29 protein-coding genes and 1 other RNA gene are annotated in these 24,682 nt (G+C 49.6%); 26 read left to right on the top strand and 4 right to left on the bottom strand.

What is annotated here, in order from left to right:
- Positions 1–163: 163 nt before the first annotated feature.
- The 25 genes from ABTQ23_RS03885 to ABTQ23_RS03765 all read left to right on the top strand — a co-directional run bounded on the left by ABTQ23_RS03885 (position 164) and on the right by ABTQ23_RS03765 (position 19,775).
- A complete protein-coding gene (locus tag ABTQ23_RS03885; RefSeq protein WP_408614320.1) occupies positions 164–763 on the top strand; it encodes a hypothetical protein in 600 nt (199 codons plus the stop codon).
- The gene (locus ABTQ23_RS03880) at positions 738–2,597 is read left to right on the top strand and encodes a phage terminase large subunit family protein (protein WP_408614319.1); all 1,860 of its coding nucleotides are present in this window, start codon (positions 738–740) and stop codon (positions 2,595–2,597) included. The genes ABTQ23_RS03885 and ABTQ23_RS03880 overlap by 26 nt, the downstream gene beginning before the upstream one ends.
- A complete protein-coding gene (gene gpW / locus ABTQ23_RS03875) occupies positions 2,594–2,794 on the top strand; it encodes a gpW family head-tail joining protein (protein ID WP_408614318.1) in 201 nt (66 codons plus the stop codon). The genes ABTQ23_RS03880 and gpW overlap by 4 nt, the downstream gene beginning before the upstream one ends.
- The gene (locus ABTQ23_RS03870; RefSeq protein WP_408614317.1) at positions 2,794–4,437 is read left to right on the top strand and encodes a phage portal protein; all 1,644 of its coding nucleotides are present in this window, start codon (positions 2,794–2,796) and stop codon (positions 4,435–4,437) included. The genes gpW and ABTQ23_RS03870 overlap by 1 nt, the downstream gene beginning before the upstream one ends.
- Positions 4,412–5,719 carry a S49 family peptidase gene (locus tag ABTQ23_RS03865; protein WP_408614316.1) on the top strand — a complete coding sequence of 436 codons (1,308 nt, stop codon included), beginning with the start codon at positions 4,412–4,414 and terminating at the stop codon, positions 5,717–5,719. The genes ABTQ23_RS03870 and ABTQ23_RS03865 overlap by 26 nt, the downstream gene beginning before the upstream one ends.
- Positions 5,720–5,729: 10 nt before the next feature.
- Positions 5,730–6,074, top strand: coding sequence for a hypothetical protein (locus ABTQ23_RS03860; RefSeq protein ID WP_408614315.1), 345 nt, complete (start codon positions 5,730–5,732; stop codon positions 6,072–6,074).
- A 59-nt stretch (positions 6,075–6,133) separates the two neighbouring features.
- The gene (locus ABTQ23_RS03855) at positions 6,134–7,165 is read left to right on the top strand and encodes a major capsid protein (RefSeq protein ID WP_408614314.1); all 1,032 of its coding nucleotides are present in this window, start codon (positions 6,134–6,136) and stop codon (positions 7,163–7,165) included.
- 64 nt (positions 7,166–7,229) lie between these two features.
- Positions 7,230–7,649: a hypothetical protein gene (locus ABTQ23_RS03850; protein WP_408614313.1), complete on the top strand. Its 420-nt coding sequence runs from the start codon at positions 7,230–7,232 to the stop codon at positions 7,647–7,649.
- The gene (locus ABTQ23_RS03845; RefSeq protein ID WP_408614312.1) at positions 7,642–8,007 is read left to right on the top strand and encodes a head-tail joining protein; all 366 of its coding nucleotides are present in this window, start codon (positions 7,642–7,644) and stop codon (positions 8,005–8,007) included. The genes ABTQ23_RS03850 and ABTQ23_RS03845 overlap by 8 nt, the downstream gene beginning before the upstream one ends.
- A complete protein-coding gene (locus tag ABTQ23_RS03840) occupies positions 7,970–8,569 on the top strand; it encodes a phage tail protein (RefSeq protein ID WP_408614311.1) in 600 nt (199 codons plus the stop codon). Before ABTQ23_RS03845 ends, ABTQ23_RS03840 begins: the two co-directional genes overlap by 38 nt.
- A gap of 17 nt (positions 8,570–8,586) precedes the next feature.
- The gene (locus tag ABTQ23_RS03835) at positions 8,587–9,108 is read left to right on the top strand and encodes a hypothetical protein (protein ID WP_408614310.1); all 522 of its coding nucleotides are present in this window, start codon (positions 8,587–8,589) and stop codon (positions 9,106–9,108) included.
- On the top strand, positions 9,101–9,649 hold the full coding sequence (locus ABTQ23_RS03830) for a phage baseplate assembly protein V (RefSeq protein WP_408614309.1): 549 nt from the start codon (positions 9,101–9,103) through the stop codon (positions 9,647–9,649). The genes ABTQ23_RS03835 and ABTQ23_RS03830 overlap by 8 nt, the downstream gene beginning before the upstream one ends.
- The gene (locus ABTQ23_RS03825) at positions 9,649–9,849 is read left to right on the top strand and encodes a hypothetical protein (RefSeq protein ID WP_408614308.1); all 201 of its coding nucleotides are present in this window, start codon (positions 9,649–9,651) and stop codon (positions 9,847–9,849) included. The genes ABTQ23_RS03830 and ABTQ23_RS03825 overlap by 1 nt, the downstream gene beginning before the upstream one ends.
- Positions 9,850–9,870: 21 nt before the next feature.
- Positions 9,871–10,200: a GPW/gp25 family protein gene (locus ABTQ23_RS03820; protein WP_408614307.1), complete on the top strand. Its 330-nt coding sequence runs from the start codon at positions 9,871–9,873 to the stop codon at positions 10,198–10,200.
- Entirely contained in the window at positions 10,197–11,087 is an 891-nt protein-coding gene (locus tag ABTQ23_RS03815; RefSeq protein WP_408614306.1) for a baseplate assembly protein, read from the top strand. The genes ABTQ23_RS03820 and ABTQ23_RS03815 overlap by 4 nt, the downstream gene beginning before the upstream one ends.
- Positions 11,077–11,694 carry a phage tail protein I gene (locus tag ABTQ23_RS03810; RefSeq protein WP_408614305.1) on the top strand — a complete coding sequence of 206 codons (618 nt, stop codon included), beginning with the start codon at positions 11,077–11,079 and terminating at the stop codon, positions 11,692–11,694. The genes ABTQ23_RS03815 and ABTQ23_RS03810 overlap by 11 nt, the downstream gene beginning before the upstream one ends.
- Positions 11,687–13,141, top strand: coding sequence for a phage tail-collar fiber domain-containing protein (locus tag ABTQ23_RS03805; RefSeq protein WP_408614304.1), 1,455 nt, complete (start codon positions 11,687–11,689; stop codon positions 13,139–13,141). The genes ABTQ23_RS03810 and ABTQ23_RS03805 overlap by 8 nt, the downstream gene beginning before the upstream one ends.
- Positions 13,141–13,506 carry a phage tail assembly chaperone gene (locus ABTQ23_RS03800; RefSeq protein WP_408614303.1) on the top strand — a complete coding sequence of 122 codons (366 nt, stop codon included), beginning with the start codon at positions 13,141–13,143 and terminating at the stop codon, positions 13,504–13,506. Before ABTQ23_RS03805 ends, ABTQ23_RS03800 begins: the two co-directional genes overlap by 1 nt.
- A gap of 66 nt (positions 13,507–13,572) precedes the next feature.
- A complete protein-coding gene (locus ABTQ23_RS03795; protein WP_408614302.1) occupies positions 13,573–15,039 on the top strand; it encodes a phage tail sheath subtilisin-like domain-containing protein in 1,467 nt (488 codons plus the stop codon).
- A complete protein-coding gene (locus ABTQ23_RS03790) occupies positions 15,039–15,554 on the top strand; it encodes a phage major tail tube protein (RefSeq protein ID WP_408614301.1) in 516 nt (171 codons plus the stop codon). Before ABTQ23_RS03795 ends, ABTQ23_RS03790 begins: the two co-directional genes overlap by 1 nt.
- 75 nt (positions 15,555–15,629) lie before the next feature.
- Positions 15,630–15,929 carry a phage tail assembly protein gene (locus ABTQ23_RS03785; protein WP_408614300.1) on the top strand — a complete coding sequence of 100 codons (300 nt, stop codon included), beginning with the start codon at positions 15,630–15,632 and terminating at the stop codon, positions 15,927–15,929.
- Positions 15,930–16,029: 100 nt separating this feature from the next.
- Positions 16,030–18,192 carry a phage tail tape measure protein gene (locus ABTQ23_RS03780; RefSeq protein WP_408614299.1) on the top strand — a complete coding sequence of 721 codons (2,163 nt, stop codon included), beginning with the start codon at positions 16,030–16,032 and terminating at the stop codon, positions 18,190–18,192.
- Between the two features lie 2 nt (positions 18,193–18,194).
- Positions 18,195–18,599, top strand: a complete 405-nt coding sequence (locus ABTQ23_RS03775) for a phage tail protein (RefSeq protein WP_408614298.1) — start codon at positions 18,195–18,197, stop codon at positions 18,597–18,599.
- A complete protein-coding gene (locus ABTQ23_RS03770; RefSeq protein ID WP_408614297.1) occupies positions 18,574–18,777 on the top strand; it encodes a tail protein X in 204 nt (67 codons plus the stop codon). The genes ABTQ23_RS03775 and ABTQ23_RS03770 overlap by 26 nt, the downstream gene beginning before the upstream one ends.
- On the top strand, positions 18,768–19,775 hold the full coding sequence (locus tag ABTQ23_RS03765; RefSeq protein ID WP_408614296.1) for a contractile injection system protein, VgrG/Pvc8 family: 1,008 nt from the start codon (positions 18,768–18,770) through the stop codon (positions 19,773–19,775). The genes ABTQ23_RS03770 and ABTQ23_RS03765 overlap by 10 nt, the downstream gene beginning before the upstream one ends.
- Before the next feature lie 168 nt (positions 19,776–19,943).
- On the opposite strand, the gene ssrA is transcribed toward ABTQ23_RS03765, so the two are convergent.
- Positions 19,944–20,310: a transfer-messenger RNA gene (gene ssrA, locus ABTQ23_RS03760) on the bottom strand.
- Between the two features lie 213 nt (positions 20,311–20,523).
- Here ssrA and ABTQ23_RS03755 point away from each other — a divergent pair.
- Positions 20,524–21,684: an HNH endonuclease gene (locus ABTQ23_RS03755; protein ID WP_408614295.1), complete on the top strand. Its 1,161-nt coding sequence runs from the start codon at positions 20,524–20,526 to the stop codon at positions 21,682–21,684.
- 18 nt (positions 21,685–21,702) lie between these two features.
- On the opposite strand, the gene ABTQ23_RS03750 is transcribed toward ABTQ23_RS03755, so the two are convergent.
- The 3 genes from ABTQ23_RS03750 to smpB form a co-directional block, all read right to left on the bottom strand.
- Entirely contained in the window at positions 21,703–23,250 is a 1,548-nt protein-coding gene (locus ABTQ23_RS03750; RefSeq protein ID WP_408614294.1) for a carboxylesterase/lipase family protein, read from the bottom strand.
- A 150-nt stretch (positions 23,251–23,400) separates the two neighbouring features.
- Complete coding sequence (locus tag ABTQ23_RS03745) at positions 23,401–24,033, bottom strand: TetR/AcrR family transcriptional regulator (protein ID WP_408614293.1); 633 nt, start codon at positions 24,031–24,033, stop codon at positions 23,401–23,403.
- Between the two features lie 111 nt (positions 24,034–24,144).
- Complete coding sequence (gene smpB, locus ABTQ23_RS03740; protein WP_408614502.1) at positions 24,145–24,627, bottom strand: SsrA-binding protein SmpB; 483 nt, start codon at positions 24,625–24,627, stop codon at positions 24,145–24,147.
- Between the last annotated feature and the right edge of the window lie 55 nt (positions 24,628–24,682).

Genomic DNA, 24,682 nt, shown 5'->3' with positions numbered 1-24,682 from the left:
GGGTTCGCCCCGCTTTTTTTTGGGGTGTATTTTATGCGAACTTTGTGAAAAACAGGTCAAAAATAGGTTCTTTGGCGCTATTTGAAGCGTTACGGGGTTGTAACCTCGCACAAAACCGCTCATTTTCAAATTTTTTTCGTTTTTTGGGGTTTCCGGTTTCCGCATGAATCAGCCACTTTTTAACCCAGATTTGAAGTTCGCTCAAAAGCAAATTTCGGAGCTTTTGAACCTGTCTGATAGACAAGTGAGAAACCTGCAAAGCCTAGGCGTGCTGCCGAAAGCAAAGGGACGAGGGGGCATTGATCCACTTGAATGTGTTCATCGCTATATTAGCTATAAATCAGTGGAAATACCGCAGGAACCAAAACCGGAAACCCTCAATGAAATTGAACTGAAAAAGCGTGAACTGCAGTTAAAAAATGATGAGCGAGAAGAGCGCATAAAACTAAGTCGAATAAAACGTCTGGTTTTAGAAAAAGAATATGCTCCTATAAGTATCCTCACAGAAACCATTTCGCTGGTGGCTTTAAGTCTGAGAACCCGTGTCGATTCGTGGCTCCCAAAGTTGAAAATGACATGCCCAGATATGACACATGACCAAATCGCACTCCTCAAACGTGAATTAGCTATGGCATTGAATGAACTTGCAGACATTAAACCAGATCTCTCATCCTACGAAGACAGCGATATTGAGAGCGGTTTCGCAAGCCTTGAAACCATTGAAGGCAACGATCCCGATGACGGGAGTCGAATGGGCGGATAAGTATTTCCGTTTGCCAGAGGGCAGTTCCCAAATTGCCGGGCAGTGGGTCACTCAACCCCTGCAGGTGGCATTGCTGAATATGATGACCAACGATGCGATTAAGCTGATGGCCATCAAAAAATCAGCCCGGTTGGGGTACACCAAAATGGTTGTGGCGGCCATGCTTTATCTGGCCGAGCATAAGAAACGCTCCACTGTTTTTTATCAGCCGGTGGATGATGAATCTGATGCATTTGTTGTGGATGAAGTGGATGCACCGATTGCAGAAATGCCGATTATCCAACGTATTTTCCCGGATTGGAACGTCAAAAGCGAAAATAACAAAGTCTCAAAAAAGGTGATGGTTGGCTCCACGCTGGATTTTCGCGGGGCGACCTCTCCGGGAAACTTCCGCCGATTAACTAAACAGGTGGTGATCGGTGATGAAGTAAATGCATGGCCCTTAGAAGTTGGGAAAAAGGGCAAAGGTGAGGGCAACCCGGTCAAACTCGCCATGCAACGAATTAAAGGCGCGTCCTTCCCCAAAGCGATTTTTGGAACAACGCCCACCGTGACCGGCAACTCGCACATTGCCAATATTCTGGCTGACTGTGATCTGGTGTTTCGGTTTTATTTGCCATGCCCTCATTGTGGGACTGAGCAAGTGCTGGAATTTGGATTTCAGGACGGCGAATTTTTAGCGCATGGGCTGCTTTGGAATGAGTCTGCGCAGACGATTGAGCGCAAAGCTCGTTCGGCTTTTTATCGTTGCCAGAATCCGGAATGTGGCCAGTGTTTTCATTATGCCGATCTGACCAAGATGGAGGAACAAGGCCGCTGGATGGCGGAGGACTTCACTTGGACGAGAGACGGCATTCATTTTTTCAATGCTGAGAACGAAGCAACCCCAGCCCCCAAAGCACTGGGTATTGAAATTAATGCGCTCTATTCCCTGAACCTTGATGGCTGGGGTGAAATTGTTGATGAATGGCTCCGAGCAGAAGGGAAACCTGCCAATGAACGGGCGTTTATCAATACCGTGCTCGGGCTGGATTATGAAGACAACAGCGGTGACAAACTGGATCATGAGGTTCTACTTGCTCGCCGGACGAAATACTCGGCACAAGTCCCAGATGATGTGCTTTGCCTGACTGGCGGCATTGATAGCCAGCGCAACCGTTACGAGTGCTATGTGTGGGGCTGGAGCGAAGGTGAAGAACCTTGGCTCGTTGACCGGGTGATTTGCATGGGTGCCTATGATGATGAGGAAACATTGGCCCTTGTCGATGACGCCATTCAAGCCGCCTACCAAAAGGCAGATGGCACTATCCTGAACGTTTCCCGATGGTGTTGGGATACCGGCGGGATTGACCCTGATATCGTGAATAATCGGAGTAAAAAGCACGGCCTGTTTCGGGTGATCCCCATTAAAGGGGCCAACGTTTACGGCAAACCGGTGGCGAATTTCCCGATTAAACGGAATAAAAAAGGCGTGTATCACACCGAAATCGGGACAGATACCGCCAAAGATTTACTGAATATGAAACTGCAGCGCCTGGTCGCCAACCAAGAGACAGGCATTGTGCATTTGCCGTTGGATGATGGCATTTGTGATGAGATTGTCTGTCAGCAATTAACGGCAGAGCGACTGATTGAAAAATCGGTGAACGGCAAAACTGTGTTGCGTTGGGACAATGAAGGCCGACGCAATGAAGCCACTGACTGTTTGGTGTATGCCTTGGCTGCGCTGCGAATATCGATGAGCCGATTCGGCTACAAACTTACCCCATTAACCACCACTCATGCCACCGATTCAATTGATCTGGAGGCGTTGGGTGCCGGAGCAAATTCATGACCGACCAAGAGTTACTAGCCCAGTACAGACGCGCCTATCAGCAATTAGTGATGGGACTGTCGGCCAAAGTGATTCAAAAGGATGGCCGCCGGGTGGAATATACCCCTGCGGATGCTCAATTGCTGCGTTCTGAAATTACCCGGCTGGAAGCCACGGTTGGGCAAAGTAGACGGCGACCGCCAGCAGGAGTGATGTAATGAGCGAAGTCAAACAGATACTACATCCGAGCGGTGTTCCTATTCGTCAGATGCAAGGATATAACGGTATGGACCAGGGCGGTTATGAGAGTGGCGGTGCCGGATTTGGTGGCCAGCTGTCTGAATGGATTCCCGGTCTGATGACTGAGGACATGGCCCAGTTGCCGGTGTTAGATCTCAGCCATGCGCGTGCCGATGACTTGGTTCGAAACCACGGCTATGCTGCTGGTGGGATGCGACTGCATCTGGATAACATTGTCGGCAATCATTTCAAACTGAACTGGCAGCCAAAATGGCGGCGCTTGGGATGGACTGAGGATCAGTTCATGGATATCAAGCGGCAGGTGGAATCACTCTGGTCAGAATTTGCCGATGATCCCCGTTGTTACATTGACGCCGAACGCAAACGCACCTTTACCCAGTTAGTGCGCGCCAGTGTGTCGCAGCACTTTAATTACGGTGATGCGATGGCTGCAGCTGAATGGATAAAAAAACCATTTGGTCGCTATCGCACGGCCATCAAAATGGTATCGCCCAAACGAGTCCGCAACCCAGATGGCGTGACCACCTTTGATCGCACAATTCGCGGTGGTATTAAACACGGTCGGCATGGTGAGGCGCTGGGCTATTATGTGGCCAATCCGAACGACAACCTATTGCCGATGAACTTTATTGGCAGCGGGTTTAAATACATTCCCAAAGAAACCCGCTGGGGCCGCACGCAGTTTATTCATGTGTTTGACCCGCGAGACGATGGCCAGAGCCGGGGCACCAATGCCCTGATGTCGGTGATGAGCCAAATGCACATGCTCGATAAGTTGCAACAGACCAAGCTGCAAAATGCGGTGGTGAATGCCATGTATGCGGCAACCATTGAGTCTGAACTGGATTCGCAACAGGCGTTCGAGTTTATGACCGGTGGCGAGGACATGCAGAAAAATCTCTGGGGCTGGTTGGCTTCCGTGAATCAATACAATCGCGGGGCTAATATCCGGATGAATGGGGTGCGCATTCCGCACCTGATGCCGGGGGAAAGCCTGAACCTGCAACGTCCGGCCAATGCTGACAATGGGTTCAGTCAGTTGGAAACTTCAATTTTACAATATCTGGCCGCAGGCATTGGCTGTTCGTTTGAACAGCTGACCCATAACTTTCAGAACAGTAATTTTTCCAGTGCCCGAGCGGCCCTGAATGAAAGCTACCGCTACTTTATGGGGGATCGCAAGTTCATTGCTGGACGGTTTGCCACCCTGATTTTCTCACTCTGGTTTGAAGAAGCCGTGGCTATGGGCGACATCGAATTGCCGCATCAGATTAATTTCTGGCAAGAGCGTAGCGCGTTATGTCGGTGCAACTGGATTGGTGCCGGGCGGCTGTCGATTGACGGGATCAAGGAGGTGAAAGAGTCGATTCTGTTGATTGAATCCGGCCTCTCCACCTATGAAAAAGAGCTGGCCAAGCTGGGTGAAGATTATATCGAAGTCTTTGAGCAGCAAATGCGCGAGCGCAAAATCCGCCAAGAGAAAGGTTTACCGCCACCGAGCTGGGTACAGGCCAGCACTCTGGCCCCGGATGAATCCACCCCGGAAAACGCCACGACCAACAATGGGAGCAGTCATGCATCCAATACTGGATCAATTTAATTTACAACCGGTGCTGATTGATGCCCGGCAAAGTGCATCGATGCTGATGCCCTTGCCCAAGAGTGAGCAAAAACAGCACCTCGGGCCACAAGAAATGGCCCTTCTCACAGGATTGTCTCAGGACTCGCAGTATAAGCCTTATCAGCTGATGGATGGCGGCATCGCAGTGATCCCAGTTCGGGGCACATTGATGCATAACTTGGGGTATAGCACCAGCTATGCAACCGGGTATGACGTTATCCGCCGCAAACTGGCCTTCGCCCGTGATGATACGGATGTGAAAGGCGTTTATATGCCATTTCATACGCCGGGGGGCAGCGTGTTTGGCTGTCCAGATACCGGGGATCTCATTCATGCGATAGCACAGGTGAAGCCTCTCTGGACGATGAGCGATGATATGAGCTATTCCGCAGGCGAATGGTTACACAGTCAGGGAAGCCGTCGACTGGTGACCCAAAGCGGTGGCATGGGGTCCATCGGGGTGTTGATTGGGCATGTGGATGTCTCCGGGGCATTGGATGAGATGGGGATTAAAGTGACCCTCATCCATGCCGGTGCGCATAAAGTGGATGGCAACCCCTATGAGGCACTGAGCAAAGAGACGCAAGCTGAACTGGAAGCGTCCTGCGAGAAAACCCGACAAACCTTTGCAACGGTTGTTGCGCGAGGCACCGGATTAAGCACCGATGCCATTCTGGCAACGCAAGCACAGTGCTATACCGGCAGCGATGCTGTCGATATCGGGCTGGCTGATGCCGTGGTCAGCAGTAACGATGTTCTGGCTGAGTTTGCCGAATATCTGGAGCAATCCTCACACACCATTAACCTGTCAGGTCAATCTATGAGTAAAGAAACCAAACCCGAGGTCAATTTGTCAGCTGCCGCAATACCTACGGAAACTGAACATGCGACCCCAGTGGCTGAGCCACAACCAACTGCTGAGCAGGCTGCTCAGGCCGAACGTCAGCGGATTGGTGACATCATGAAAAGTGATGCTGCAAAAGCCAATCCGGGACTTGCCTCCCATTTGGCGTATCAAACCAGTCTGAGTGCAACGGAGGCACAGGCCATTTTGGCCGCATCAGCCCCTGAACAACCCACGCCTCAACCTTCCAAAGCAGGCAGCGATGCCTTTTTGCAAGCAATGGCCACCGAGCAGCATCCGGAGATTGCATCCGATGAAGATGAAGTCCCGGAAGCGGATGCTCAGACCCCTAATGCACAGGCCAACGCAATGGCTCGCGATTTTGCGGCGGCCACTGGCTTTCAACTGAAACAGTAACAGGTGATCCATGACGATTGAAACCTACAACTATGATCAACCCATCAGTGGTGATGGGCCGATTGAGCATGTTGATATTACCATCGCAGAGGGCGAGAGCGTGGCCCAATATGCGCCCCTGGTACTCGATGCAGAACTCGGTCAGTATAAGGTTGCACTGGCCACGGATACAGCGGCCCAGTTCCTTGCATCATTTGCGGTGGATGCCTCTGCCGGTGCTGTGGTGCACCATGCGATTAAATCCATCACGATTGACCCGGATTTTGTGGCATGGCCGGATGAGATGACCGACATCGTAAAAGCCGGACTCTTTGCCGGTACTCCGATTGCGACTCAATCCCCTCGCGCTCGCTAAGTTTTACCCCCTTCGCTTATTAAGAGCCATCTGGCTCTTTTTTTATATCTGGAGTTTTTATGACCCGTACCCCGATTAGTACTGCGGTATTGATTGCCTTGAAACAAGTGCTCCCACCGCAGTATGTCCCGGCGCTGCGCCGTCGGTTAGTCAAAGGTGACATCACCTTTAAAACCGAAGAAGTGGCGTTTGATAAGATTAAAAAAGGCCACAAGCTGGCACCACTGGTTAGCCCGATGGTGGGCGGTAAACCGCAGAAACAACAGGGCGGCACCCTCACGTCCATTAAACCGGCCTACATTAAACCCACCGACAATGTTACCTCCAACCGCTTGCTGAAACGACAACCGGGCGAAGCCCTGAACGGAGAACTTTCTCCGGCAGCCCGGTTAAATGCCATTCGTGCGGATATTCTCAATGAGCAGGATGCAGCTTGTGACCGGCGAGAAGAGTGGATGGTCTGTGAAATCCTCAAGACCGGTGCCGTGACCTTGGAGGGCGAAGATTACGCTGCCCAGCAGGTTGATTTTGGCCGTAGCGCTGAGAATAACGTGACGTTATCCGGAGACGACAAATGGTCGGCCTTGAACACCGAGACATCGACCGCCCCAATTGAGAATGTCGAAGACTGGGCCAGTCGCTGCAATAACGTGGCCTCAGAAATTTACATGGGCCGCGATGCGTGGAACTGGTTCCGCAAATTTAAGTGCGTGAAAGACCTGATGGACACCCGGCGTGGCTCATCATCCCATGGGGAACTGGGCGCACTGAATAATGCGGCATTTAAGTGGGTCGCTTCGGTGGGTGAGTTTGACATCTTTGTCTACAACGGTGCCTACGATGATGAAGACGGTAACAAGCAACTCTACTTTGATACCAATGGCGTTCTGGTCCTAAACCCAGACATTGAACTCTATATGGCTTATGGCGCCATTCAGGATGTGGAAGCCAATGCCAGTGGCTTTGCCGAAGCCACTCGCTGGCCAGATAACTGGTTCACGAAAAATCCCAGCGTGGAATGGCTGCAGACACAGTCCGCGCCCATCCCGGTGCTGATGGATGCTGATGAAGCCTGTTATGCGCGTGTTTAACCTTTCTCATTAACCGAACGTTTCCCATTGCGACTTAAGTCGCAATGAGGAATGGAGACCTCTGATGTCATCAACAAAAAAAGAACTGATTGCCCAAATTGAAGCACTGGAAACAGCGCTGGATAACGCCGGGGTGACTTATGACCAAGTGGATACAACCCAGACCAATGCTGAACTGGAAGAAGCCATTGCCGGACTGGAAGCGATACTGCCAGCTGATGCGGGAACGGCACAAAGCACAGCAACTACTGCGGCACAGTCCACTGCCAATACGGCATCGCAAACGGCTACTGATAAAACCTCGGCATCGGTAAGTGCAACGGCACAGACTCGCAGCGTTCGGGTGCATGCCGGGGTGAATGTGGAATTACGCATCAATGGTCAGGCGGTTGTGCTCAAAGGCGGGGATGATGTGCACACCATTCCTGCGAACAAAGCGCAGGCATTGGTGGCTGAAAAACTGGGCGTGTACACCGATGAATGAGTTTGATTTTGATGCAGCACTCAGCAGCGCTGACCATCAATTGATGACGACATTCGCCAATGTCTCGGTCTATATCGATGGGGCCGAGACCCCGGTGCTGGGGATCTTTGATGCCCCCTCAAGCATTATCAAAGTGCCGCACGGTGGGCAGGTGCAAAGTGCTGATTATACAGTCTGCATTTTAAGCGCGGATGCCACAGGCATTCAACGACGAACGCTGCTGCAAATTGAACAGCGTGATGGTTCCACCCAGACCTTTACAGTGATGAATCCGGATGCCAGTGATTCATCCATGAGTCGATTTATATTGAAGCCTTACCATGCCAATTCCCAATCAGAGCCTGTTATTCAATATTGATGCCGATGAGCTCGAAGCCATCCGGCAGTCATTGGATGCGACCACAACCGACATGATAAAAGCCTATAACCGGGCACTTAACCGCACGGCCATCACGCTGAAATCCATGAGTGCCAAGTTACTCAAAGATGAGCTGCAAGTGCGCAAACTCAAAACACTGCGGCAACGGCTCAAAAGTTTTAAAGCCAAAGGCGAGGGCAAAGACCTTGGTTCATTGCGACTTTGGTACGGACTCAATGACCTGCCGGTGAGTCGGCTAAAAGGTCGGGTGAAACGTCAGGGCACGAAGAAACATCCCAAAGGGGCCAGTTTTATCCCGGCGGCCAGCCGATTGGGAACGCAACACTGGGATCAGGGGTTTGTGGCCCGGCTTCATGGGCCGCGTTCGGTGTATCAGCGTACCGGTCGGAGGCGATTCCCGGTTAAAGAGGAACAGGTGCCGGTCAATGATGCGATGCAAATCAAAATTGAGGATGAGATTTTCGAGCAGTTGCCGACCATTTTTTTACACCATTACACCACCGACCTGCGGGGTCGAATTGCAATGCGGGCAGACTTATGAGCGAGCAAAAATCCCCCTTGGATGCCTACTGTGACACACTGGCCAGTTATCTGACCGAGCAGTGTTCTTGGCTTCAGTCCGCCGGAGATTATCCGGAGAAAACCGACCCTTTGGCGACCCCTTGTGCCTTTATCAATATCGATGGCTGGGACGTTCCGGACGATGGGGAACACAATGGCCAAACCAGTGTGAGCCTCGATGTCCAGATCCTGGTCGTGATTGGTCTGGAGTCAGAGGTGTATCAACGAACTGTGCGCAATGCCGCTGCTGCGGTGACCAGCGTCATTTCAGACAGTTTATTAAATATGAATTTTCGACCGGCGCAGTTTACCAGTGCGCAGCCGTATGCATTTGATCCCGAATTGGATGAATACGCGGTCTGGGAGGTTCGTTATAAACACACCGTTGATTTTGGTCAGAGTCTGTTTGCGTTTGATGGCATCACCCCAACCACCGTTCTGGTGGGACTGAGTCCGGATATTGGCAGTGGCCATCAGGACGATTACCAGCAAGTGATCCCGGAGCCAAGTGATGAGTGATGAGCAGCAGATTTTACGGGATATTCAGCGGCGGTTGAGTAACCTCATCCGCAAAGGGCGGATACAGAGTGTCGATTTTACCCAGACGCCACCCCGCGTTCGGGTGGAGTATGCCACCAATGCAACCACCACATGGTTACCATGGATTGGAGGGCGCGCATCGAGTCAATCCCGTACTGACTGGGAACCCCTCAGCGTGGGCGAGCAATGCCTGATTTTTTCGGAAAGTGGTGAGCTCAGTGCCGGTGTGGTTCTTCCGGCCATGCTGGACAGCCAAAGCCCACCGCCCAGCACCTCTGCCGATGAACATGTTACTAAATATGCTGATGGCACAGTCATTATGTACAGTCGTGCCACACATGAGCTAAGCGTGACGGTCAATGGAGGCGATATCAATATTAAAACGACCGCAAATGTGAACGTGAATGCCACGAATATCAAATTAAACAATGGGGCTAATGTAGTGACCACCGCACATATTTGCCAATTTACGGGCAATGCTCATGAGGATGGTTCCAGTACTGTGTTTGCAGGGGAGTAATGATGGCACTAGACAAAAGTAGTTTGGAAGATCGGATTGTTGAAGAGATGAAAAATATCGGCGCGAATGAATCGGGTCAATATTCATGGGTTCGACGGATGGCAAAAGCATTATCCATTGCGATTATTGATGAAATCAATGCCAATGCAAAAGCTGATGTACAGTCTGGTTCCAGTCAGGGGCAATGGCCCATCTTATAAGTTGGGGAATTTATGCAAGGCATGAACCGAACCACCGGAAAAACACTCGGTGGGATTGATCACTTAAAGCAATCAATTATCGATATTTTAACCACGCCAATCGGTTCGCGGGTTATGCGCCGAACCTATGGCAGCAATCTGTTTTCGCATGTGGACGCCCCGATGACTATGGACACCCGACTGGCTATTTTCAACGATACGGTGGATGCCCTGTCAACATGGGAACCCCGGATCTCTGTTCAAAAAGTTGAGGTTTCCTCGGCTACTCAAGGGCAGTTTGTTCTATCACTGACCGGCACTTATTTGCCGAACGGGAAAAGCATTGCAATGGAAGGGATACAAGTGTCATGAGTATTTCTGATTTATCTGCCTTACCGGCTCCCGATCTTATTGAATCGCTGGACTATGAAACTGTACTGGCGGAAATGCTGGATCGCTACCAGAGCCAGAATTCTGATTTTGATGCATTGCTGGAATCCGATCCCATCTACAAAGCGTTTGAAGTGGCGGCCTATTTTCGGGTGCTGGATCGGCAGCGGGTGAATGAAGCCGCCAAAGCGGTGATGCTGGCATTGGCCAGTGGCAGTGATCTTGACCAGATCGGTGCCCGTTACGATGTGGAACGACAGGTGCTCACCGAAGCGGATGACACCACCATCCCACCCACGGCAGCAGTGTATGAATCTGACGATGATTTTCGGCGGCGTATTCTGCTGGCGTTTGAGGGACTGTCCGTGGCAGGGCCAGAGCAAGCGTATATCTCCAATGCGTTGTCTGCTGACGCTACACTGGCGGATGCTACTGCCATCATGCCCTCGCCGGGGCAGGTTCAGGTGACGCTACTCTCACTCAACGGAGATGGCACTGCCGATACGGATCAAATTGCCAACGTTCAATCTGCATTAAGTGCCGAAGATGTGCGCCCCTTAACCGATGAAGTCCTGGTGCAGTCAGCTGAGATTATTAATTACAGCATTGAGGCCACGTTATACATGGAAGATGGCCCGGAGCAGGAACCTATTTTGAGCGCTGCCAACGATGCGCTGGCCAGTTACGTTGAAAGTCAGCAGCGATTGGGGCGCAATATTCGTCGCAGTGCCATCATTGCCGCATTGAGTGTATCCGGGGTGCAGTATGTGGATTTAACAGCCCCGACCGATGATCTTGTGCTGACCAAAGAGCAGGCCAGCTATTGTACCGCCAAAACCATCACGAACGGGGGTGTCGATGACAGCTGATCAATTGCTACCCCCCAATGCCACCACACTTGAGAAAGCGATGGTGTATGCCATGACCCCGGAGCTACCGGTTCCCATCCGAAGTATTTGGAGTCCTGCGGATTGTCCCAGTGCCTTTTTACCCTATCTGGCCCAAAGCTTTTCGGTTGACCGATGGGACGAAAACTGGAGTGAAGATGAAAAACGAGCAGCTATCGATGCAGCTTATTTCATCCATCAACATAAAGGCACGAAAGCTGCCGTCAGGCGAGTCGTTGAGCCACTAGGCTTTTTGATCAAAGTGATTGAGTGGTACCAAAAGACTGAGCGGGGCGATCCATATACCTTTGAGCTAGTGATTGGGGTGAAAGACAGCGGTATCACCGATGCCATGTACACCCAGATGGTTAAATTGATTAATGATGCCAAGCCGTTGCGAGCTGCTCTGATAAGTCTCGATATTCAGGTGGAAAGCGACAGCTTCATTTATTGCGGTGCTACCTCTTACGATGGCGAAATCATCACTATCTATCCATATGCTCCGGGAACCATTACCGTGTCCGGTCACGAATACCTTGGCGGGGCTGATCATACGATTGACACAGTGAGTATCTATCCATATGAGTAATTTTTACACGTTATTAACGACGGTTGGGGCCTCAAAGTTGGCAAACGCTACGGCTTTGGGAACAACCGTTACATTGGCCCAGCTTGCCGTTGGTGATGGCAATGGATCAGCTGTCACACCAACACAGAGTCAGACGGCATTAGTGAATCAAGTTCGCATTGCAGCTTTGAATACCGTTAACACTGATGACGATAATCCCAATTGGATTGTTTGTGAACAAGTGATCCCAGCCGAGGAGGGCGGATTCACGATTCGAGAAGTCGGCTTGTTTGATTCTGATGGCGATTTGATTGCGGTCGGAAACTTCCCAGAAACTTATAAACCGTTGTTAAGTGAGGGCAGTGGTCGTACACAGACCATCCGGATTGTTTTAGAGATCAATGCAACAGAATCGATTGAGTTAAAAATTGATCCGTCGGTGGTTTTGGCAACTCGCGAATATGTTGATCAGCAAGATGCTGATGTGCTTCAACAGGCCAAAGATTACGCAGATGCGCAAGATAGTGATTTAAAAGCCTATGTCGATGCCCAGGATAAAAGCTATCAAACCGCTGCTAAATCCGATGCCACGAAAAAGGCCAACCAGGCACAGGCCGATGCTAAAACCTACGCCGACACGCAAGACGCCAGCACCCTTGAAAGCGCCAAAGGTTATGCCGATACCCAGGATGCAACGACCTTGGCCAGTGCTAAATCCGATGCAACCAGCAAAGCCAACAGCGCCCTGAACAGTGCCAAGAGTTATGCCGATACCCAAGATGCCACAACCTTATCCGCCGCCCAATCCGATGCAACCAGCAAAGCCAACAGCGCCTTGAACAGTGCCAAAAGTTATGCGGATACGCAGGATGCAACGACCTTGGCCAGTGCCAAATCGGATGCGACCAGCAAAGCGGACAGTGCCCTAAGTAGTGCCAAAAGTTATGCGGATACACAGGATGCAACGACCTTGGCCAGTGCCAAGTCGGATGCAACCACCAAAGCGAACAGTGCCCTGAGCAGTGCCAAAAGCTATGCCGATACGCAGGATGCAACGACCTTGGCCAGTGCTAAATCGGATGCGACTAGCAAAGCGAACAGCGCCCTGAGCAGTGCGAAAAACTATGCAGATACGCAGGACGCAAAAATATTATCTAACGCTAAAAGCTATGCGGATAGTCAGGCATCGAATCGTTCTCGTGTTGCTAGCGGTCGTGCACTGAGTACAACCTATACCAATAGCTCATCCAATGTTTTATTTGTTTCTGTTGCGGTGAGCTTTAGCGCTACGATGTATGGTCAGCTGATGACAGGGGCCATTGATGGCACTGTCGTTGCTGAAGTTAAGCTGAGTGGAGGAATGTCCGGTGAAACGTTTTATCAAAGTGTCTTTCTTGTGGTTCTTCCCGGTGAGAGTTATAGCGTGTCAGCATCCGGATGTACCCTTCGAGCTTGGAGTGAATGTTAATGCAATATTTTAAAGATGAAGCGGGTGCATTGTATGCCTTTGAGGATGATGTGAGTCAGGAATTGATTGATACCAAGGCTACTCAGTTTGGGGTGTCATTCACCGCATTAGATGAAGATGCTTATCAAAGTGCACTGGAGCCAACCGCAGCGGAACAAGAACAAATTCAAGCCGATGAAGTTCGCGCTACGCGTGACGAATTAGCCGACCGCACGAGCCGCGAGATTAACCGTTTAGAAGATGCGGGCACTGATGCCAGCGACTGGCGACAATACCGCATTGCGCTGCGCAATGTGCCAGAGCAAGACGGTTTTCCGTTTGATGTGCAATGGCCCGAAGCCCCCGGTGATTTTACCGGAAAATAATTTGTTTCACTGGATCATGACCCGCCTCGTGCGGGTTTTTTATTACCCAAAAAACAGGAATTAGCTATGACGCAATTTCTCCACGGTGTGGAAGTCATTGAAGTAGATAGTGGCTCTCGCTCCATTCAAACCGTCAAAACAGCGGTCATTGGGCTGGTTGGCATTGCGCCGGAAAGTACCGGTGCCACTGCCGCCAGTTTACAAAAAGGCAGTGCTGTTATTAATGATGGCCTGCTCTTGACTGCCATCGAGGCCGGTGCCGGTGGCAATGCTATCAGCCTAACTTTGGTCGCTCCTGGTGAAGCCAATGCCGAGCTGAGCATTACCGTGACTGGCCAGAAAATTACCGTCAATTTAGCCACCGATGGTGATGGTGAGCTAAGTTCAACCGCAGCAGAAATTCAGGCTGCGATTGCGGACAATGCTGATGCGGCCGCGCTGGTGACCGTCGAGGTGCTGGGCACCGGCGAGGGGATTGTGGTGAATGACACTGAGTCTTATCTCAGCGGGGGCAGCGATGAACCCTTCCCACTGAATACCCCAGTGGCGGTGGCAGGCAGTCAGCAACAAGCCGATCAGCTGGGAACGTCAGGCACTTTGTACAAAGCGTTTGATGACATCTTTGATCAAACCGGTGCGCTGGTCATTGTAGTGCGTGTGGCCGAAGGAAGTTCTGATGCCGAAACACAAGCCAACGTGATCAAAGGGATGACCGCATGGTTATCCGCCCAAACCGAAACCGGTTATAAACCTCGGATCTTAATTGCACCTGAGTTCAGCCAATATGATGCGGTTGCCGCCGAAATGCAGAGCAAAGCAGCGCGCCTGCGAGCGGTGGCGTACTTTGATTGTGAAATGACGGCCAGTTATACCGATGCCATTAAGCGTCAGCGCAAGTATGACAAACGCTGTGAACTGATGTGGCCATGGGTAACCGTATTTGATGATGATTTGGCTAAAAATGTCAGTCGGCCTTTGTCGGCTCGTGCTGCCGGATTACGTGCCCGAATTGATGCGGATAAAGGGGCGTGGTGGTCGAAGTCCAATCAGGAAATTTACGGTATTGTGGGCACTGCTCAGGCGGTGGATTGGGCACTGGATGACCCGGATACCACCGCCAATATGCTCAATGAAAATCATGTCAGCACCGTGATCCAACAGGATGGCTTTCGTTACTGGGGAAACCGGAACTGCTCGACAGATACTAACTGGATGTTTGAGCAGACCGTGCGTACCGCCGACATGATTAATGATTCCATCCAGAGCAATCATCTCTGGGCGGTCGATCGCAACCTGACCAAAACCTATTTTGATGAGGTTGCCGAAGGCGTCAATGACTACCTGCGCCAGTTAAAAGCAGAGGGCGCTATTTACGATGGTAAGTGCTGGGCCGACAAAGGTCTCAACTCATCATCCACGGTAAAACAGGGACTGGCGTATTTCGATTTTGACTTCGAGCCACCCTTCCCAGCCGAGCACATTATTTTCCGCAGTCGCCTTAATGGGGACTATATCGAAGAGGTATTTGACTAATGGCAGCAGATCATCTGTTAAAAAGCTGGGCCGTGTGGGTCGATGGTGTCGGCAAAGCCGGGAACTGTAAGGACTACACGCCGCCTGTTCTGGAAGTGAAAACGGTGGACTTTACCGCCGGGGATATGGATATGCCGATCCCGGTGGATGATGGGATGAATCCGATGGAAACCTCGGTTTCTATTTTCGGGTTAGATCGCACCATTATGCCATTGTTTGGTTTTCAGACCGGCACCAACACCTCGCTCTCGGTGCGTTCGGTGTTTACCGATGCCTCCGGGTCGACATTTGAATGTGTTGAAGCTATGCGTGGGCTGGTGACTAAAATTGAGCGAGACACGCAGGACAATGGGTCGCAGCGTGATAAAGCGATGAAAGTCACCATGAAACTGAACTACTACAAAATGAGCTGGGCCGGGGCGGATTTGATTGAAATTGATCCGGTGAACCATGTCCGCTCGTTTGGTGGGGTCGACATCCTTGAAGGCATTCGTGCCGCCATGATGCTGACTTAATCCATCCAGATAGTTACTGATGATTCAGGCTGCTACGGCAGCCTTTTTTATTGCAAAATTTAAAGGAATTTATCCATGGCTTATCCGATTGAAAATCAAGTTTTAACGCTGCAGTTCCCAGTGACAGTGAACAACAAAGAATATACTGCGCTGGAATTTCGCCGCCCGAAAGTGCGGGATAATTTGATTGCAGATAAACAAAACGAAGCGGATGCGGACAAAGAAATAGCCCTGATGGCTTTGCTCAGTGGTGTTGACCAGAACGTGATCCATGAACTGGATATGGCAGATTATGCAGCGGGGCAGCAAATCATTATGGGTTTTCAAAAGCGGGACTCGGGATCGACCGAAAAAGTATCGACCAAGGTCTCCTAACTCTCGCCCATTACACTGGCTGGCAGCTTGATACGTTGCTGGATTTACCAAGCGAGCAATTCATCTCCTTCCTTGAAAAACTTCCCAAAGAGACAAGCGAATGCTGACCCAGAACTTAAAAACCGTTGTAACACTTGGCGGGAGTGTGGACAGCTCATTTACCAAATTAGGTAGCACCTTCAATAAATCGATGGGAACTGCCAACAAAACGGTAAAAGAGCTGACACGGGATCAAAAAAAGCTCGCCACACAAATCAAGCGCAGCAAGTTAGCCGGCGCGGATGTTTCGCTGCTGGCGCGCCGGTATGAATCACTCGGCCAAGAAATTGAGCAAGCCACTGAACGGGCGCAAGCCTTTGGGCAGGTTCGAGGAATTGGGGCCGGGTTTAAGTGCGCCGCCAAGTGGGGAGCAACCACGATTGGCACGGTTTGGGGAACTGCCGCAGCCTTGACCGGGCTGATGAGTGTCACCAACCAAGAAACGGCGGCAATGGCGGGGCTGGCCCATTCGCAAAGCATGAGTGTCGAGCAGTTTCAGGCATGGAATGCCATTGCCAAGCAAGCTGATCTCACCGGTGAAAACATCGGGGACATGATTGAAGAGCTGAGCAATAAATACGGTGAATTTAAAGCTCTTGGCTCACAAAGTACCGTGTCTGATGTGTTCGGCAAACTTGGGATCACCAAGGACATGATGGCGGGCATGGATGCCGCTCAGCAGTTTGAATATGTGATGAAACGGCTGCAGCATGTGAAAGACCAGCAGCAAGCTGCCAGCCTCGCAGATATGTTGTTTGGGGGCGAAGCCAACAAAGTCATCACCTATATTCGTAGCACCCACAAAGGACTGGACGAACTGCTGCAGACGCAGTCCAAACTCAACCTACTGACCAATCAGGGGGCTGCTGGTGCAACACGTTATGGCAATGCGTTTAAAAACTTACGCACGGTTGTGGGCAGTGGCTGGCAAGAAATTTCCGGGATTGTCGGCGGGGAGATGGTCGGGGATTTAAACCAGTTGAATCGCTCGATCGTGACCTTTGTGCAGAACAATAAAACCCAACTGGTCGGCTTTGTTAAAAGCCTGGTCTATGGGGCCAAAGATGCTGCGGTGGCCATGTTTCATTTGGGTCAGACTATCAACCATCTCGTCCAGATCATGGGGGGATGGCAGACCGTTGGAATTGCGATGGCCTCTCTGTTAGCTGGCAAACTGGTTCTGGGCCTATTTAACCTCGTGACAGGGTTATGGGGAGCCGCTAAAGCGCTAGGCGTCGCCAAAGGCGCTATGGCCGCTTTTAATCTGGTGATGAAGGCGAATCCTATCGGGTTGGTCATTACCGCTGTCGGAGGTCTGATCTTTGCCGGTGTTGAGTTGTATCGCCACTGGGACACGGTGGTTGGCTGGTTTCATGGCGCCTTAAAGTGGTTTGAGAGCGCATTTTCGAAAACCTTTGGCGTGATCCAATCGGTTATCAGCTGGTCACCGATGGCTACTCTTCAAGGTGCTTGGGGTGGGATGACTGACTACTTTAGTGGCCTCTGGTCTGGGGTTTCCTCGGGATTTTCCCAATTCTGGGCACTGGCTAAGCGGGTGTTCGGTTGGTCGCCGCTGGGATTGATCATTGATAACTGGGGCGGGATTTCCGGTTTTTTCAGTGGCTTTTGGTCGCATGTGGTTCATGTTTTTCAAGTGGGCTGGCGTGTTGTTAAAGCACTGTTTGGCTGGACGCCGATGGCGGATGTCCAAACCAGCTTTCAACCTTTGACCCAGTACTTTGAGAAACTCCGGGAGCGGATCACCGGTATTTTTCAAAAAGGACTGGCCATGGTTAAAGGAGCGCTGGGAACGGTGAAATCATGGGTGGGAAAACTGCAGTTTTGGAAGAAGAAAGACAAAGATGATAATCAGACGCCAGAAAAACCACAGCCCCCTGTTTCAGCGCTTCCTAAAGTGGGGGCGAGTGTTCGCCGCACATCGAAGATACCTGCCACGGTTTTAGCGGGAACGTTGGCCGGAGCCACGGCCACAGCGATAAACCCACCGACCGTGCCGACAGTCACCGATGGTGCCCAACGGGCAAAAGCAGCGATTCAGCAAGCTTCTAAAACCACACAGGTCTCGCATATTCGCCATGTGAGTGTCGGTGGTATTACGGTGGTTGCTGCGCCTGGTCAATCGCCTGCAGAAGTGGGGGATGCTGTGTATCAGCGGTTTGCAGAGTCTCAAGATGATGCACTTTATGATTTACCGGAGTCTTAATCATGTCTCAACCGATGCTCTCACTGGGCGGCTTTAATTTTTCGGTGGATACAGCCACCTATGACAGTCTTTCCCGCAACTATGGCTGGCGCTGGCAGGCCCAGCCCCGCGTGGGAAAACGGGATATTTTGCAATATACGGGGCAGGAAGCCCCGACCATTTCAATCAATGGCTCAATTGCCACGGCTTATCGTTCGGTAGGAACGCAGCAGATCCAAAAGCTGGTGACTCTGGCCAATAAGGGCCAGCCATTGCTAATGATGAGCGGTGAGGGTGACAAGTTGGGCTATTGGGGGGTTAAACGCATTCAACAAACGGACAGGCGCTTTATTAGTGGCGGTTCTCCACGGTTTCAGGATTTTTCAATGGAGCTTATCTTTTATGGCGACGATTTACAGGACGCGTGATGGGGATGTACTGGATCAGATTTGTAACGATTATTATGGCCGCTCATCTGCCATTATTGACGTTTATGATGCGAATCCGGGGTTGGTTGACTATGGTGCGATTCTTCCGGCAGGGATTGAGATCACCCTGCCTGATTTGGCAGCACCGGTGGCTCAGGGAACCTCGCTATGGGATTAAGCTATCAACCACAGTTCTCTCTGAGTGCGGACGGGAACGATATCACAGAGGCTATCTGGAACAACTTGATCAGTATCAGTCTGAGAGATAACGCCGGGAAAAAATCAGATCGGTTGGCCATTGCCATCACATTGCCATCGAGTGCTTCAACCCCTCCGAAAGGGGCAGTGCTGAACTTTTCACTGGGATTGAATGGAACGCTCATTGATAAAGGGCAATTCATTGTGGATGAGTTAACCCTGAGCGGCCCACCACGCCGACTACAAATTGTGGCCAATGCCGCGCCGATGGACAACACCAAACAAAGTGGCCTGCTGCAGAGCCATAAAACCCGCAGTTGGGATGATGTCACGCTCAGCAATTTAGTGGCGACCATAGCCAAAGAAAATGACCTGATCCCGAAGGTCAGCACCGATATGGCCACTCAAACGATAGCCCATATTGACCAGATCAATGAAAGTGATATGGCACTGCTCACCCGCATTGCTCAGCAATATGGTGCGGTTGTGAAACCAGCCAATGGTTATCTGTTGTTTACCACCGATGCTGCCGGAAAAAGCGCCTCTGGGAGCAGTTTGCCGGTGATTACTCTTGCCCCGGAACAGGTAAAAACATGGCAATGTCGGTTTAATAGCCGCCGGGATGCGCAACGTGTGATAGCGATGTATCACGATGTTGAAAGTGGTGATACCAAAGAAGTCAGCATTGGCACTGGAGATCCCGCTTACAGAATTTTATACACCTATCCAAACAAAGATGAAGCGGAAGCCGCTGCCAATGCCCGAGCTAAAACGGTGAAAGCCGGGAGCGATGCCTTAGATATTACGATGGCCTGCCAGAGTGATGTGATGTCAATGGTGGCAGAGGGGTATGTTCAGCTCAATGGCTTTGGTGATAAAGAAGATGAGCAGAAGTGGCGCGTAAAAACCATTGAATGGACGCTGATGTCGACCGGAATGGCTATGCATATTACAGGTGATCACGGCACACCAAGTTAAAACGTGACATTTTATAAATGAAATTTAAGTTAAAGCTAGAAAAGACGTGGCAATTTACGTGACATAAACGTGCCATTTTGGTGTCAAAAAGATGGGTATTTGAAGTAGTTTGGGAGTCGACCCACTGTCGTAAGCTCTTGATTTGTCTACTGACAGTGGGTCTATAGTTGGTGGAGCTGGGGGGAGTTGAACCCCCGTCCAGAACCCTCTTACCCAGTGGCCCTACATGTTTAGTCGACCTTTAAATTCGTGATAACGCTGCGGGTCAACACGCCACATTATCACTAGCTTGAATTAGGTTTAACGGTTCAGCTCTCAAGCGGGAGCATCCACGCGATCCTGTTTGGGTTTGATCCCCTGTTGGTCCCCGTCTTACAGGCGGAAGCTGGGGCAGGAGAGCACTAGCAGGTTATTAAGCTGCTACTGCGTAGTTTTCGTCGTTTGCGACTATTTTTTTGCGGCTTTTAACGAGGCAAACCGCCCCTCGACATGCTCCACTGGACTCATTGATCCTGTCGAATCCTAAATCAGCCCCAGTGATTGAGCGCTAGTCTAGCACAATTGTTTATTACGAAACTAGCGACAATTTGGTGTTCGGTCTTTATTTGACCAATTTAATGATAAAAACTGTCTACATCATATCTATCACTAGATTGAATATGGTGTCAGTTTGGTCGTTTTCAACAATATGTTGGTTTTTTAATCTTTATTTTTGTATTAGGCTTGTAAAATCAATTGGCTAGATTAGATGAGCATGATCTCGCATTCACTCGAGTATTATCTTGATAAATTGACGCATCTTAAGATGAATCAAGCCCGTGGACAAAAAAGTCCTCATAAGGTGGCGATGCTCTTAAGCGTGATTGATTTGATCCAGGCTGGGTATATTTACTCGAATAAAATTGTGCTCGATAAACATTTAAAAGAGCGCTTTAGTGACGTTTTCTCTCAGATTAAATTACCTAGTGATTGTGATACACCGGAGTTGCCCTTTTTCCATCTGCGTAGCGAAGGGTTTTGGCATATACAATATCGAGATGGTATTGCTGTTGATAGTGTTAACCGTTTTTCTAAATCTAAGATTGATTATGCTTATTTAGATGATGAGCTTTTTAAAATTTTAAAAAGTCCAATTAGCTCAATAGCCATTCGGGATGTGCTTTGCACTAATTTATCTGATCTATCGACTCGTTTTGCCAGATGGTTAGTTGAGACCGGGCGCTCGGAGAGTACGGCGCAAAAATATGTGCAAGCGATTCGTGGCTCAATCTCTAATTGGTTGGCCCAAGATGCTGACGAGGCGGTTTTGTTATCACAAGCGCAAAGCTATTCGAATCTCAAACAATTGGCGAATAGGGCTCGTGATTTGGATGAATTTAAAATTCGTAATGAGCGTGGTAATGGCATGTACAGTGCAGCATTGAACAGCTATGAGCAGTTTGTTTGTGATTTGATGCAAATAGATGTGCAAGCCGATATTAGTCAATTAATGAATGATGAACATTTAGATGCAACCGAGCGTTCTGTCATGATTAATGCCCGTGTTGGACAAGGCATTTTTCGCAAAAAACTCATCGATATGTGGCATGGGTGCGCTGTAACGAGGTATCAAAATACTCAGTTACTGATGGCATCGCATATTAAACCTTGGCGCAGCTCGACCAATGATGAGCGTTTGAATCCATATAATGGGTTGTTGCTAACGGCTAATTTAGATAAAGCTTTTGATTTGGGTTTTATTTCATTTCGAAATACAGGCAAGATTCTGATTGCAAGTTGTCTGGAAAAGCCTCAAGCATTGGGAATTGATGAAGATATGAGCTTTGCCGCAAGTCGGGACCATCGATGCTTTTTAGAGCATCATCGTGCGGTTGTTTTTAAAGGTTTATCGCCCTGCCAATACGCTTAATCGGCAGGGCTTCGTTGGTTAGTTCATCTGAATATTGCTGTGGGCGTGAATAAACTCAAGGCGAGCTTTTCCTGGCTCACTTATCGCTTTTTCGCCGTTGTTATTAATTGACCATAAGGTTGGTTTCCCTTCTTGCCATTTTGGCCAATGCGCTAAGCTTGTTGGGTTTGGATTGCCAGTTTTGGCAAAGTGTACCCATCTTTGCATCATCAATTTGCTTAAATCTTTATCCTGTTCGGTGACCGGTTTCATTTGGCCGTTTAGGTTTCCAAAGACATATGGAATTTCGCTGGTGTGAATCGCCCCTGGAATCGTTTTGCGATGAGGTGGCGTTACGTAACTAAAATAGTAACGCCAAGTTGGCGCATAGTGACTTGCGCTGGTTGCAAAGTGCTCGGTCGTCGCGGTTGCAAACATATCGGTGGCAAGTTGCGCGGCTTTTAATGATGCTTTACCTGTGCCGTAGCCATCGGTTAATGCTTGTGCTTGTTGCCATAATGAGCCTAATTTTTTGGGTACCGATGCCGCCCATGCCGGAGGGAAGAATCCTGCTTCATAGTTGTTGCTGCCGATTAACAGCGGTACTTGGTGATAATGGCCTGAGGCAATGGCTTGCTGGGTTTTTTCTTTTAACGAAACGCCATCAATAATAGGCATTGTGGCAGTTTTTGCCAGCGGCAGTTTTAGCAACTCTTTTGCACTGATAGCGCGAAGCTGTGCAGGGGTTTTATCTAACACTGATTTAGGCAACTCGTGAGTTACATTCTCGCTGGCCTGCTGGGTGGTAAATTCCGGTAGTGCGAGAGCTCCTGATTCCATAATCGCTTTGGCAAATAGCCCTTTGCTCTGTGGTGATTGCAGAAGATATCCAACGGATGCGCCGCCTGCTGATTCGCCCCACAAGGTGACGTTATCTGGGTTACCACCAAACTGGCGAATATTATTTTTAACCCATTTCAAGGCTGCAATTTGGTCAAGCAGTCCAAAGTTGAGTGCTTGGTGGGCGTCTTCTTTGACAAGGGCCGGATGGGGGAAAACGCTCAATGGGCCAAGGCGATAGTTCATAGTGACGACGATAACGCCTTTTTTCGCTAGATGGGTGCCGTTATATAGCGGCATTGAGGTTGCTCCTAGGCGAAATGCGCCACCATGGATCCAGACCATAACTGGCAGTTTGGCATTTTTGTCTGTGCCACTGGGCTGCCAAACGTTCAGTGTTAGGCAATTTTCACTCATTGGCTGGTTTTTTAGCTTCGCTTCAGGCCCCTTCGGTGGCGGGGTTTGCATGCAGATATCGCCAAAGTGTGTGGTGGTTTTAATACCTTGCCACGCTTTAACGCTCTTTGGTGCCTGCCAGCGCAACTTGCCAACGGGAGGGGCTGCATATGGGATCCCTAGCCAATGATTTACCTGGTCTTTACTTGCACCTTTAATGGCACCGCTTTGGGTTTGTATCACTAATGGTGAGTGAGCACTCGCTGCATGGGCTGGTAGAGTTAACGCTGCGGCAATAAGTGCCGAACCCATGAGCGTTGCGGTGCGCTTGAATTGTTTGGGGGTAGACATGAATAAGAGCTCCTCAATAATACATTAAGGAAACCAAATTGGTTTCTTTAATGTATAGAATAGCGGCAAGTCAGATTGATGTAAACGAGATCAATTATAGTTGGCTGAGCTAAAGTGCGGTTTTATTGAAAGAGAGCTTTGATTTGCCGATTATTTAAAAAGTAATGGGGCGATAAATTTTAGATCGCGCTTTATCAAGGGTTGCACATCAAGAGTCGGGACAGTGGGTAAAACGCCAAGCGCTATATCGCGTAGTAATGGCGCAATAATCAGCGACTGTAAATAGCGTGCAGGCGCATCCGGGCAATTCGTCGTAAGTAGGTTGGCTTTTTTAAGAGCCTGAAACCAGATATTTAGTTGCTCGCTTACCAAACCAATGCCGTGGCGCTGATAATATTCAAGCAACTGCTGCTTATCTGGATGATCGGCCTGCAAATACTTAAAAATGCCAATTGAAAGGGGGTTTAATACCTCGCTAGCAAGTTGAGTGAAAAAGCTTTCTAGCTCGTTAATAGCTTCTTGGCGAGTCGTCACTTTGTTTAATTGTGGATGTGTTTGGCTATCGGTCCAAATGGCAAAAATTTTATCAAGTACGGCATGTTTATCTGGGTAAAACCGGTAAATCGTTTTTTTAGCAACACTTGCCGCTGCTGCCAGCTCATTCATGGTGAATGCTTCATGGCCTTTTTCTAACAACAACGTAATCGCAGCATTATGAATTTTATCTATCAGAATAGTCTCTGGGATAGCGGGGCGGCCACGTGATGTTGTTGGTTGTGTCATAAGCGCCTTTTGCTCGTTAAGATTAATTTATCTTGCGGGATTTTATCGTGTCGGGCAATGGTAAAAAATAAGCCTGTCACATTTGGACAGGCTTATGTCATTTGCTTAGCATTACATATTGTGTTTCATCACTCGCGCTTTGGCTCGTTGCCATTCACGCTCTTTGATGTCGCTGCGTTTATCGTGTTCCCTTTTACCTTTAGCCAAGCCTATTTCCAATTTTGCCCAAGAATGTTTCCAATACATTCCTAAAGCAACAATGGTATAACCTTGACGTTCGGTTGAACCGATTAACTTATCTAATTCACGCTGATTGAGTAACAATTTCCGATTGCGGGTTGGGTCTGCCACAACATGTGAGGAAGCCGCATTTAACGGATGAATTGTTGCACCAATAAGATAAGCCTCACCGCGATGGATGATGACGTATGTATCACTAATGTTTACTTTGCCCGCGCGAAGCGATTTTACTTCCCATCCCTGCAGTTCAAGTCCGGCTTCGAATTTTTGTTCGATACTAAATTCGTGACGTGCTTTTTTATTGAGGGCGATAGTGTTGCCGCCGGGTTTCTTTTTTGTCGTTTTATTAGCCATAGGCTGGCTATTATACCCATCTTTAAACTCATGAAAACTGATATTCTTCGTCTTT

This window comes from Celerinatantimonas sediminis (assembly GCF_046054195.1).
Taxonomy (GTDB): domain Bacteria; phylum Pseudomonadota; class Gammaproteobacteria; order Enterobacterales; family Celerinatantimonadaceae; genus Celerinatantimonas.
Note: the sequence above shows the minus strand (reverse complement) of the source record. Positions and strands in the feature narration are given on the sequence as shown.